The sequence below is a fragment of the Candidatus Nitrosopumilus sp. genome, from assembly GCF_040878665.1.
In the GTDB taxonomy this organism is placed as follows: Archaea; Thermoproteota; Nitrososphaeria; order Nitrososphaerales; family Nitrosopumilaceae; genus Nitrosopumilus.
The window spans coordinates 169,529-182,035 of sequence record NZ_JBBDLU010000001.1; the positions used below are offsets into that span (position 1 = coordinate 169,529).

Here is a 12,507-nt window from a genome sequence, read left to right on the forward strand (position 1 = left end):
TTTTTAGTCCGTTTTACAAGCCACTGTGTTTGCAAATAATCCCCATCCACATTAATCACGAAATAACTTCATCTGATGATATATCTGATATTATTTTAAAATCTAATCAAATACGTAATGGCGATATTATCGTCATAGCACAAAAAATCATATCTAAACAAGAAGGACGTATAGTCGAACTATCTTCTGTTACCTCTTCATTGCTATCTGAAGGTATTGGTTCACAATATCACAAAGATCCTAAAATCATTGAATTAATTTTATCTGAATCTAAACGAATTGTTAGAATGAGTAATGGCATTCTGATAGTTGAAACAAACAATGGCTTCATTTGTGCAAATGCTGGTGTTGATGAAAGTAATGTCAAAGATGGCTATGTTACATTACTTCCACTAAACTCTGATATTTCTGCAAAAATAATTCGTGACAATATAATGAAACAATCTAACAAAAATGTGGCCGTTATAATTTCAGATACATTCGGTCGTCCTTTTAGAATGGGTCAAACTAATTGTGCAATTGGTATTTCAGGATTGAATCCCATTCTGGATTATGCTGGAACTCTTGATTCATTTGGAAAAGTCTTACGTATCACTGCAATTGCAGTCGCTGATGAGCTTTCTGCTGCAGCAGAATTAGTGATGGGAAAATCTCTCAAATGCCCTGTTGCATTAATTCGAGATTACTCTTTTAAATTTGAAAATTCTAGTATTGAAAAATTAATTCGCCCAGAATGTGAAGATCTTTTTCGATAATCTTTCAATAAAGTTCTAGTTGAGATAATCTTTTTTAATATTCTCCCCCATTGAATTATCTTGTCATGTTCTTTTTCAAATAATGCATACAAAAGATGAATATTTCCAAGCTTTAAGATATGACTCATTATTTGACGTAATGTCTTTACTGGAAGGTTGTGGTGTGACATGGGAGTTGTTAATATTAGATGAATTGGTTTCTTTTGATTTTTTTTAATGTACCATTTTAGACCATTTAATTTGTGCCTACGATTTTCAAATTAAATGGTATTTTTGCAGTTATTTGGATATTTTCTCATATCTGGCAATGATTGTGTTCAGACACCATACAGGACAAGTAGACGATAGGTTTGGTTCTATCGATCATGGTGCATTAATCTTCAATCCTTTCAAATTCAATAAAACAGAATGCAGATTGTACTCATTATCCCATTTTCATCTAGTTGGATTTGGAACGTCTTCAGATATTCAAAACGCATTTGGAAGATAGTGTCTTGTTGATTTTAATACCTGGTTATGTATCATTTTAGTAATATGGCATTATCTTTTCAACATATTCTTGTTCCTTATGATGGCACTAAAACTGGTGATAAGGCGTTTGATGGAGCAATACAATTGGCAAAAAAATTTACTTCGAAAATTACTATTTTATCATGTATAGAACGTGAATCTACATTTGTATGGTTTGAAACTAAATCCGATAAAAATAATATGAAAAAACGTAGTAAAATAATGAAAGAAAAGATAGTAAAATTAGAAACACTTGCTGAAAAATCTGAGATTGATTGCAAATCAAAGATAACCAATTGTAGTCTGGCATCAAAGTGCATAGTATCGTTTGCTAAATCCCATAATGTAGATTTGATAGTGATGAGTAAACTTTCAAAAATTAGCCCTGGAAAAATTTACCATGATAGTACAGTTAACTATGTGTATAGTCATGTAAATTGTCCCATGTTTAATGTCTGATATTGTGCGTGTTCATCAAATAATTCATTCTGTTTTTAGAATAATCATAAAAATCTGATAGGTAAAGCTAATTTGTTATAGATACGCTTTCACTAGTTAAAATAGATTTTAATATGACAAATCACTCTTTATGAATTAGTTATCAATGTCTGAATCAAGTCAAAAAAAATTGGATGCAACTGGATTATTTTGTCCTGAACCTGTGTTTAGAACAAAAATTGAAATTGAAAGAATGCAGGTTGGCGAAATAATTACTGTTTCCGCAGATGATCCTGCCGCTGAGGATGATATTTCCAGATGGGTCACAAGAAACGGTCATGAATTATTAGACATGTCTAAAAACGGTGATGTAATTACCTTCCAAATTAAAAAGGTGAAATAATCTTATTATGACTACTGTTACTGATACAGATGTTCTAAATCGTGTAGGCAATACTCCTCTTGTAAAATTAAATTCTCTCTCACATGATGATATTGAATATTTTGCAAAATTAGAAGGCCATAATCCATTTGGTTCTGTAAAAGATCGAGCTGCATATTGGATGATAAAAGATGGAGAAGAAAAAGGAATTCTAACAAAAGGAAAAAGTATAATCATTGAACCTACTTCTGGCAACACTGGAATTGCATTGACTGGAATTGCAAATATTCTTGGTTACAAAGTTGAGATAGTTATTCCTGAAAAAGCTAGTAACGAAACTAAAGATATCATTAGAAGCCTTGGTGCTAAAGTGTTTGAAACAAGTGATGATTTATGTCCTAAAGTTGGGGCTGGCACTGATCAAAGTATTGCACTTGCTACCTCTATTGCCTCGTCTAGACCAGACACATACTATTCTCCAAATCAGTATGCGAATGAAGCTAATTTCAAAGGACATTATGTTGGAACAGGACCCGAAATTTGGAAACAAACTGACGGTAAAGTGACACATTTCTTTACTGGTGTTGGTACTGGCGGTACAATTACTGGCATTGGTACTTTTCTTAAAGAAAAAAACCCTAATGTGAAGATTATAGGATGTCAGCCACAGCAAAATCATTTAATTCAAGGATGGAGAAATTTTGAAGAGTCTGCAAAACCTGACTTGTTTTTACGACGAGAAAATGTTGTTGATGATTGGATTTCTGTAGATAACAACGAAGCATTCTCCGTAGTGAAAGAAGTTTTTACAAAAGATCAACTTTTGATCAGTCCTTCATCTGCAGCTGTATATGCATGCATGAAAAAATATCCTATTGAAGGTAATGCATGTGTGGTGGGAATTTTTGCTGACGATGGTAGAAAATTCAAAAGCGTTTATGCAACACAGAATATAATGACTGAAGAAGAATTTGATGATTCACTTAAACATGCAAAATACATGTCAGAATTGGCATATTGAATTATTCTAATATTTTTCCAAGTTCTTTCTCATAAAATTCTCTAAATGTAGAATTCATATCCATCTCATGTCGTAGGCATTTGTTGCTCTGCTCTGTTAATTGATTTTTTATCTCTCTGCTCCATTGACTTTGTTGTTTATCTTTAGAATTCACTATTGATGGATTTTCACTTACTTTCTCCATGTTTTCAATCACTGTTTTACTTAGATGTCGAAATTTACTTATTCTTAAAAGAAATAATTGTGCCTCTTGTTTGTTTACTAAATTCATCATATTGTACACTTGATTGTAATACTCTGCTCCTTTTTCATTATATTTTTTAAAATTTTTAATTCTTTGTTGCCAATATTCTTTGGTTGGTTTTTCTTCAATTTTGTAACTGAATTGTATTTCTCCTAACTCTCTGCCTAATTTTGCAAGTTTATCACTGTGTTCTTTAACTGATTTTTTTATATTTTCAGGATCTTGACTCATCATTCTTAGTTTACTATCTTGCAATATAGAGTTTAGATTTTTGATTTATCCGATCTTTTTTCTGATTCTTTAGCGTAAAATGACATACATTCTTCACAGAATGAGTCCCATTCGGTAATTCCTAATTTTTCAAAATACTTTATTGACCAATCGTATGCTGGTATTTTTCTATATTGAAACTGCTGAATAGTATAGATGTCTTTCTCATGAAACTTTTTTAGACATTTTTTACATTGAGCATTTTTCATTATTGCTTATCTGCACTTTCTGTAAGATATTTATCCACATCAATTGCTGCCATACATCCAAATCCTGCAGCGGTAACTGCTTGACGATAATTTCTATCATGTACGTCTCCTGCTGCAAAAATGCCTTCAATATTGGTATGTGTTTTGTTTTTTAGTACAATATATCCATCAGCATCTAAATCGATCTGTTCTTCGAATAATTTTGTATTTGGTTCATGTCCTATTGCAACAAACAAAGCTTCTGCATCTAGAATTTTTTCTTCATTTGTTTTTAAATTCTTTAAAACTGCCTGTCTCATTTTTTTGTCTCCTTTTATCTCAGTCACTGCAGAATCAAAATGAAATTTTATTTTTTCATTACTAAGAGCACGGTCTTGCATGATTTTGCTCGCGCGTAATTCTCCTCGTCGGTGTACCAAATGAACATTTGTTGCAAATTTAGTTAGAAATGTTGCTTCTTCAATTGCTGAATCTCCTCCACCTACTACAATGATTTCTTGATTTCTGAAGAATGGCCCATCACAAGTTGCACAATATGATACCCCTTTGCCTCCAAATGTTTCTTCCCCATCCAATCCAAGTTTTCTTGGATTTGCGCCTGTTGCAATAATCACCGCACGTCCTTCATACTCTTCTGATGCTGTTAGAACTTTGAATGGTTTTCGTCTAAAATCTACATTAACTACTACGTCATCTACAATCGTTGTTCCCATTCTTTGAGATTGTTTTCTCATTTCAATCATTAAATCTGGGCCCATGATTCCGTTTTCAAATCCAGGATAATTTTCAACTTCTGTAGTGTTAACCAGCTGTCCTCCTGGCAATAATCCTGATAAAATTAAAGTGTCATATCCTGCTCTGGAACAATAAATCCCTGCAGTGTATCCAGATGGACCTGCTCCAATAATTACCACATCAAATTTTGTTTTGGTTTTGTCTGATATTTTTGGTTCAGCCTCTCTCGTTTCGAGAACTGATGTCCCTGCATCTCCTGCCATCATGATGTTATTGGTCTTAATTTCAATAATTTAAGTTATTGACCACACATGCCGTGTCCACCTTTTTAACTAATTTCTAAATTTGACTATCATCTCTGAATGTCGATCACATATTTTTTTACTTTCGATTTGTGAATAAAGCAAATCTTTTTGCCAATGCGCGTTAAACAATCTGCATTCTTTATCTTCACAAAACGCTTCTCCTGTTTTATAGTACATTATGGCTTGTAAGATGTACCCTTCAACAATTTCATTTAATCTTGAATCATGATATTCTAAAAATCCCCCTTTGTATTTTTCCTTAATTTCGCCAATTTTTTCTTCTGAAAAATTAGTCAATAGATCTAGATAATATTGCCTTGCTTTTGCAGGGGCTTCTATGATTCCTGTCGTAGAAATTATTGTGGGATTTGAACTGATTATTGCTCTAGCATGATATCTGAAATCATCCCTATCAAATGTGACAGTAAGCTTGTTTGTAAACACTATGTGTAAGATATCATCTATATTCGAAACGCTTTCTGAAATAATATTCTGTAATTCAAACCCATCATATAGTGTCATTATGTCTTTTCCAGACATGTCTCTGTTCTCTTTCTCAATCTGGCATTCTTCTTGTGTTGGATTGTGTTTTTTGAACTGTTTTTTTAAATCAAAAACTCTAACTGTTGCTATTTTTTCTAATACCTTGTTTTCTACAGATGCAAAAAAATTTCCTCTTAACTCTGTTTCAATCTGAAATGTATCTGTGATGAATTTCTTTATTTTCTCAATTTGAATTTCGGGAACTGCGGGTTCATCGTATAGAATAATTTTGGAAATTTTCACTAAGAAAACAATGTTTTGATGGCTTATCTTTCTAACTCTTTGATTTTTTCAACTGTTATTTCAGCTGCTCTCTTTCCAGAATATAACATTGAACCAAATGTCGGACCCATTCTTGCTAAACCATGTGTTTCAGTCACTGACATTCCTGCTGCAATTAATCCAGGATAAACCTCTCCTGTTTTATGAACCACATGTTCTTCTCCATCATTGACGTTCATAGGTTCCATTCCTTTCCATTTTGCTAATCCTCTATCAACTAGTCTTTTTACAGCTACTGAATCATGACCTGAGGCATCAATGATTATTTTTGCTTCAAGTGCAACTGGATCTACACATGTAATATTTCGTGGTAAAGCTGACACTGGCATCCAATTAACTACAATTCCAGTAACTCTACCATTTTTCAATACTAGATCATCAAATTTAGTAAGTTGAAGAAATTTTACTCCTGCATCACATGCTGCCGCAATTAATTTTGATACTGCATGTGGTCCTGGGGTTAAGTATAATCCGTCCGCAACTTTTTTGTATGGTATTCCTAGTTCATCCCAAAACTTTTGAGCAGGCTCTCTTACTGTCACTGGATTCATCATGTATCCTCCTAACCAATAACCTCCACCAAGGTAGTTATTCTGTTCAATAACTAGTACTTTGTATCCTAAGTTTGATAATTCTCTACTTGCAGTTAATCCTGCAGGACCTGCACCGATAATTATTACATCTGAGTCTGCTCTGTCAATTAAAACATCATGAAACTCGTTTGCAATTGCACGTGTAATTTCAACCTCGCGAACATCAGTAAATATTTTGTTTGATTGTTCCGCAATTGTTGCTTCTTGCATGCTCTGCTTCACTTTCTGAACAATTAATACTTTCCCAAAACTTTTTCTAAATATAATTAGGTGACACTAATTTTAGTTTTCAAATTCCGTAAAAGTAGGAAATTAATGTACTTTGAGGAAAACTCCTCACCTAAAACATCCACATATCAAAAATTTATATCCAAACTAAAAGAAATTTCTGTGTATTGACAATATCTACTCTTAAGCAATCTTCTTCAGATTCTGTGAAACCAAAAATAAATTGGGCTAGAATCGAAGAATCTGATAATTTTGCTAAAACTGTAAAGTTATTCCGCCAAGGAAAATATGATGAAGAAAGCTTTAGGCGATTTAGACTTCAACATGGCGCATACGGTACTAGAATGACTAGTGATTATGCAATGGTAAGAATCAAACTCCCTGCTGGTGAAATATATCCTGATCAAATTGAAAAAATATCTCAACTAAGCGAACAATACTCTATAGGAAGCGCTCATTTTTCAACACGCGAAAACATCCAACTTCACTGGGTGATTCTTGAAGATGTTTCTGAAATATTTCGTGGTCTTGCAGAAGTTGGTCTAACATCAAGGGAAGCATGTGGGAATTCTGTCAGAAATGTTATGTGTAGTCCTCTGTCTGGTGTTTGTCCTGATGAAGAATTTGATGCGACTCCATATGCTATTGCAACTGCTAGATTCTTCTTGAGGAATCCTATGGCTCAAAACTTACCACGTAAATTCAAATTCAATTTCACATGTTGCGAAAAACATGGTATGGTGAGAATGGTCGATGTTGGATTAATTCCACAAACACGAGAAATTGATGGAACTTTACAACGAGGGTTCAAAATTTTCCTTGGTGGTGGGTTGGGAAATAAATCCTATGTGGGCCATCAACTAGAGGACTTTACATCTGAAGAAGATTTACTTTACACATCCATTGCAGTGATAAGAATTTTTGATAGATTAGGTGATCGAAAAAATCTTGCAAGAAACAGAATGCGATATCTTGTTAACGATATGGGTTGGGATAAATTTCAAAATCTGGTGTTTAAAGAAAGAGCAATTGTTAGAGCTACACAATCAATAATAACTCAACTGGAAGTTGATCATTCCACTACTCCAATCCGACGACCAATTAGAATCTCTGATGAAAGTGGCACCATGACAATTCCTGATGGATATGCTAGATGGCTTAAAACAAATACCGTCAAGCAAACTCAACCTGATTACCGTTCTGTGTTTCTTACTCTTGAAGCTGGTGATATTACTGCTAGTCAGCTTTTTGCATTAGCATCTATAATTCGTGATTTCTCTTCTGAAGGCAAAGCTAGATCTGGTTTTGTACAAAACCTTGCCTTGCGTTACGTTCATGAAGATGATTTACCCAGCTTGTATTCTAGATTACTTGAGGTTGGATTAGCAAAATCAGGTGCCTTGACAATGACTGCTCCAATTGGGTGCTCTGGCACAACATCCTGTAATTTGGCATTAACTAATTCTCACAGACTTGCAAAAGAAATTCAAAGAAAATTCCTTGAATTAAAGTTTGATGAAGATGATGACCTTAGTGATTCTTCAATTAAGATAAGTGGGTGTCCAAATTCTTGTGGACAGCATGGAATTGCAACTATAGGATTTTTTGGTGGTGGAGCACGTGTTGGGAAAGACATGTATGCTAATTATCAAATGTCTCTAGGTGGGCGTTCTGACGGCGATACTATGTTGGGACAAACATGTCTTAGAGTTCCTGCAAAAAGAGTAATCCCAGTAATTCTTAAAATCATTGAAACATTCAAAGAACACAAAAAATCTGGCGATACTCTGAAATCTTGGATTCATAGAGTAGTTAACGGTAATGAAGACTCTGCTGTTAAATCACTCACTGACATTAAAAAAATATTGGAACCAATAATTGTTCCTCCTACAAAAGAAGATGATCCTGACTTTTACTTGGATTATGGAAGTGATTCTAGCTATCATACTAAAACTGGCAAAGGTGAATGTGCTGCTTGACAGCGTCTGATAAAATAACTACTGATGTTGATTCTCTGCGTTCTGAAATTCAAGATAAAAGTGTTCGAGTAATTGATGTTAGGAGAGAAGATGATTACAAACGAGATCATATTCCTACATCCGTAAATTTACCTTTGGCCAATCTTTTATCTGATGATAGCCCAGACCGAGTTTTGAAACTTGTAAACTCTATGGGAATTGATGATGAGACTTCTGTAGTTGTGTATGATGATACTTTTGGTGCTTTGGCATCAAGAGTCGCCTGGACTTTAGAATATCTTGGACATTCTGACGTGACATTGCTTGAAACCACTTTTAGTAATTGGAAATCTCTTGGATTGGAAAGTGATTCTATTGTTCCTGAAATTCAAAACAAAGTTCATTCACTTAAACTGCAACCTGACATTCTTGCAACTTCTGAGTATTTGGAAAGTGCCAAATCTAGAGATGATGTAATTTTGATTGATAATAGAGAAAGACTAAATTTTCTTGAACAGCATATCCCTGGTGCTATCAGTATTCCCTACCGTACTTTGGCATCTAGCGATAAAATTTTACGCTCAAAAGAAGACATGAAACGATTGTTTGAAAATCGCGGTATTGTGGGAAATTCTGAAATTATTACATATTGTGGCAGTGTTGGCACTCTTTCTGGATTGGCGTATTATGCGTTAAAATCTGCAGGATTACCTAACCCAAAATTATACGTTCGCTCTTTTAAAGAATGGAAAAACCTCCAAAAACCTACTGAAAAGCAAGAAGATGCTAACTACTGGGATTTATCTGCTGAATAATTAAGATATTTGACTTCTGAGTTTTTTTGTAACTGTGCCTTCTATATTGCCAAATAGAACTAGCATTTTTTCTTTGTTGTCAATTAGATAGTCTACACCTCTGTCTTTTAATCTAATTTTCCATAATCTGATTTCTCTATGTTCATCAAAGAAACTTTCTATCATCTGTTCTCCTGATTTTGTTGGGTCTATGAACACATCAAAAACATCTATGACTTTTTCAACATTCTCTTCTTCTATTGCTTCTTTGACCGATTGAATTGCTTGACTTAACTCTTTCAAATTTTTAACTGGCTTTGGTAATGTTTTTTTGGTAATTCCAAACAATCCTTTCTTTTCTTTACCTAATTTTTCTGCAATGTTTTCTGCAAGATCATATATCGGAATTTTACTTAGACCTTCACGTTTTTCATTCTGAATGATTAAGCCTTTCTCTAACAATTTTCTTAATGATGACTCTGCATCTACTCTGTCTAGAAATGTCGTCCATACAATTGCCCCTAAAGTGTGGTATCCTTGTTTGATTGACTCTAATACCACTACTTCTTGAATTCGTTTGAATCCTTCCTCGATTTTAACATTTACAAAATCTTTGTCACGAATTGATCTTCTGGCGTTTTTAACATCTATCTCAATAGAACGCTTCAATGATTCTAATGATTCTGGTACTTGGTTTAGTAATGATAAGAAACACGCTTGATTGTACCATGCCATTGCATATGTTGGATCAGACTCTATTGCTTTGTTTACCGAATCTAGGGCTTTTGAATAATTTTTTTGCTCATAATGCACTAAACCTTTGAGATTCCATGCTTCTGGATTTGTTACATCAATATCTAAAATCTTATCATACACTCTTAATGCTTCAGCATAATCTTCTAAATGAAATCTGGCATATCCTAATTTCATTAGTGTTTCAACATTATTGGGGTCAATTCGTAATGCCAATTCAAAAACATCAACTGCCTCTTCTAGCTTTTCATCTGCCATCAAATTGATTCCTTTTTTAAATAATCTTTTACGATTGTAATCTACATCTACTAAACTTCTCTCTTGAGGAATGATCTCATCTGATTTTGTCGCTTTACTTTCATCTGATTTTTTTCCAAATGGTCTTTTCACAGCTCATTTTGGCGTTTTCTCTAGATAAATATCAATCTTAATCGAGCCTACATCTACTAATCTTGAACTTGAATTGGAATTAAGCGATCTAAATACAGAAATACTTGAACTATACACAAACGATTGTGTCATCTCCACCACGATTAGAGATTCAAGGCCAGGCACCTTTCAAACAGTCAGGTGTGTATGAAGCTCAAATTGCAATTACTGATAGTAAACCATCTGAAGATGCAATCAGAACAAAACAATTTTCTACACTGTGGCGCGGAAATTTTCATCTTAGAGTCAAAGACGGTGTGTTTTCTGAAACCATCGGATCTCCTTCAAATCCTCTTCCTTCATCTATTACAAATCTTGATAAAATTTGGGTTGTTGTAACGGATTTATTTTCTTCATTACATTCTGTTTTCGATGTTTCTTTAGCAAGATCCTCCACACCCTATGAAACAAAACCTGAAACAAAACCTGAAACAAAACCTGAAACAATTTCTGACAGTCCAAGACGTTCATCAAAAACAACCTCCAGTCTATCAGGTCAATATGGTGACAAAGGACCAACAGGTCCACCTGGCCCACCTGGTGACAAAGGCCCTATGGGTCCACCTGGTCCTCAAGGCCCACCTGGTGACAAAGGACAAGAAGGCCCTACAGGTCCACTCGGTAACAAAGGTTCTACTGGAGATAAAGGACAACAAGGTGATAAAGGAATTTCTGGAGATAGAGGACTAACTGGCGACAAAGGAATTACTGGAGATAAAGGAGATAAAGGAGATAAAGGAGTTACAGGCTCACCTGGTGACAAAGGAGAAAAAGGCCCTACAGGTCCACTCGGTGACAAAGGTCCAACTGGATTAAAAGGTCCACTCGGTGACAAAGGAGAAAAAGGTCCAACTGGATCAATTGGCGATAAAGGACAAACTGGATTACGAGGCATTCCTGGTGACAAAGGAGATCAAGGTCCTACTGGTACTACTGGTGACAAAGGACTAACAGGTCCTACAGGTCCTACAGGAGAAAAAGGTCCAACTGGTTCATCTGGTGTACAAGGAGAAAAAGGAATTCAAGGCGGTCCTGGTCCAATAGGAGAAAAAGGCCCTACAGGTCCACTCGGTGACAAAGGTCCACTCGGTCCACCAGGTCCACTCGGTGACAAAGGTCCTAGAGGTACTGAAGGTCCAATAGGAGAAAAAGGTCCACAAGGTCCACAAGGTCCTGCAGGTTCTAAGGGTCTAACAGGAGTTCCTGGTCCACAAGGTGAGAAGGGAGAAAAAGGTCCTACTGGTCCAATAGGAGAAAAAGGTCTATCTGGTTCCATGGGTCCAAATGGCGATAAAGGTCCACAAGGTCCACAAGGCCCACAAGGTGAACGTGGTACAACAGGCCCCTCAGGAGAAAAAGGTCCACAAGGCCCACAAGGAATTCAAGGCCCACAAGGTGAACGTGGTCCTACAGGTCCAATAGGATCTATAGGTGAACCAGGCCCACAAGGAGGACAAGGCCCAGTAGGTCCTGCAGGTCCACGTGGTCCACCAGGTCCACCGGGAGAAAAAGGTCCATCAGGTGGAATGTCTTCAGAACAAAAAGCACTATTCAAAGATCTTTTGGAAATTTTAACAAACAAAAATGTTATTTCAACAGAAGAACAAATTAAATTAATGAGTTATCTGTACTGATCATTTCAGATATTGTTTTATATAATATATTTTAAAAATTTATTATCTTAATTTTATTTAATAGATGATCTTTTTTATTTATTGATTAATTTATTGTTTAATTTCATTCATAATTTTTTTAACATCTATTGTTTTTTTCATTATGTTGTTTTAAGACATTCACAATATTTTAAAAAACTATTGAAAATTAATCATCACTAATTTTTTTGCATTTATCTAAAAACCAGTTAACACTATGATGTTTAGAAAAATGAAAACAATTCGTCGTCTATAAGACGATTGTTAATTTGTTAACGATTTTATCGTTTTTTTGCTGCTGCTTTTCTCTTTGGAGCGGCTTTGCGTTTTGCTGCTGCCTTTCTCTTTGGAGCTGCTTTTCTCTTTGGAGCGGCTTTGCGTTTTGCTGCTGCCTTTCTCTTTGGAG

Annotated in this window: 13 protein-coding genes; 8 read left to right on the plus strand and 5 right to left on the minus strand. The window is 35.0% G+C overall.

All coding sequences use genetic code 11. The features are described from left to right. The first annotated feature begins 29 nt into the window (after nucleotides 1-29). From cofE to WDZ98_RS01025, 5 genes are all read left to right on the plus strand, one after another. Nucleotides 30-755, plus strand: coding sequence for a coenzyme F420-0:L-glutamate ligase (cofE, locus tag WDZ98_RS01005; protein WP_368058498.1), 726 nt, complete (start codon nucleotides 30-32; stop codon nucleotides 753-755). 283 nt (nucleotides 756-1,038) lie between these two features. Further along, the gene (locus WDZ98_RS01010) at nucleotides 1,039-1,245 is read left to right on the plus strand and encodes a hypothetical protein (protein WP_368060892.1); all 207 of its coding nucleotides are present in this window, start codon (nucleotides 1,039-1,041) and stop codon (nucleotides 1,243-1,245) included. Nucleotides 1,246-1,289: 44 nt separating this feature from the next. After that, nucleotides 1,290-1,724, plus strand: a complete 435-nt coding sequence (locus tag WDZ98_RS01015) for a universal stress protein (RefSeq protein WP_368058494.1) — start codon at nucleotides 1,290-1,292, stop codon at nucleotides 1,722-1,724. A gap of 145 nt (nucleotides 1,725-1,869) precedes the next feature. After that, nucleotides 1,870-2,106, plus strand: a complete 237-nt coding sequence (locus tag WDZ98_RS01020; RefSeq protein ID WP_368058492.1) for a sulfurtransferase TusA family protein — start codon at nucleotides 1,870-1,872, stop codon at nucleotides 2,104-2,106. Between the two features lie 7 nt (nucleotides 2,107-2,113). After that, nucleotides 2,114-3,106 carry a cysteine synthase family protein gene (locus WDZ98_RS01025; protein WP_368058490.1) on the plus strand — a complete coding sequence of 331 codons (993 nt, stop codon included), beginning with the start codon at nucleotides 2,114-2,116 and terminating at the stop codon, nucleotides 3,104-3,106. Nucleotide 3,107: 1 nt separating this feature from the next. On the opposite strand, the gene WDZ98_RS01030 is transcribed toward WDZ98_RS01025, so the two are convergent. From WDZ98_RS01030 to WDZ98_RS01045, 4 genes are all read right to left on the minus strand, one after another. Then, complete coding sequence (locus WDZ98_RS01030) at nucleotides 3,108-3,581, minus strand: hypothetical protein (RefSeq protein WP_368058488.1); 474 nt, start codon at nucleotides 3,579-3,581, stop codon at nucleotides 3,108-3,110. Between the two features lie 247 nt (nucleotides 3,582-3,828). Next, nucleotides 3,829-4,830 (minus strand): thioredoxin-disulfide reductase, encoded by a 1,002-nt coding sequence (gene trxB / locus WDZ98_RS01035; protein WP_368058484.1) that lies wholly within the window; start codon nucleotides 4,828-4,830, stop codon nucleotides 3,829-3,831. 66 nt (nucleotides 4,831-4,896) lie between these two features. Further along, nucleotides 4,897-5,655, minus strand: coding sequence for a DUF6775 family putative metallopeptidase (locus tag WDZ98_RS01040; protein WP_368058482.1), 759 nt, complete (start codon nucleotides 5,653-5,655; stop codon nucleotides 4,897-4,899). Between the two features lie 23 nt (nucleotides 5,656-5,678). Then, a complete protein-coding gene (locus WDZ98_RS01045; RefSeq protein WP_368058480.1) occupies nucleotides 5,679-6,497 on the minus strand; it encodes a sulfide-dependent adenosine diphosphate thiazole synthase in 819 nt (272 codons plus the stop codon). A 185-nt stretch (nucleotides 6,498-6,682) separates the two neighbouring features. On the opposite strand from WDZ98_RS01045, the gene WDZ98_RS01050 reads away from it, so the two are divergent. Both WDZ98_RS01050 and WDZ98_RS01055 read left to right on the plus strand, forming a co-directional pair. Then, nucleotides 6,683-8,494: a nitrite/sulfite reductase gene (locus WDZ98_RS01050; RefSeq protein WP_368058478.1), complete on the plus strand. Its 1,812-nt coding sequence runs from the start codon at nucleotides 6,683-6,685 to the stop codon at nucleotides 8,492-8,494. Next, the gene (locus WDZ98_RS01055; RefSeq protein ID WP_368058476.1) at nucleotides 8,491-9,288 is read left to right on the plus strand and encodes a sulfurtransferase; all 798 of its coding nucleotides are present in this window, start codon (nucleotides 8,491-8,493) and stop codon (nucleotides 9,286-9,288) included. The genes WDZ98_RS01050 and WDZ98_RS01055 overlap by 4 nt, the downstream gene beginning before the upstream one ends. On the opposite strand, the gene WDZ98_RS01060 is transcribed toward WDZ98_RS01055, so the two are convergent. After that, entirely contained in the window at nucleotides 9,289-10,410 is a 1,122-nt protein-coding gene (locus tag WDZ98_RS01060) for a tetratricopeptide repeat protein (protein WP_368058474.1), read from the minus strand. Between the two features lie 125 nt (nucleotides 10,411-10,535). Here WDZ98_RS01060 and WDZ98_RS01065 point away from each other — a divergent pair, with 125 nt between their 5' ends. Further along, nucleotides 10,536-12,083 (plus strand): collagen-like protein, encoded by a 1,548-nt coding sequence (locus WDZ98_RS01065; RefSeq protein WP_368060894.1) that lies wholly within the window; start codon nucleotides 10,536-10,538, stop codon nucleotides 12,081-12,083. Nucleotides 12,084-12,507 lie beyond the last annotated feature (424 nt).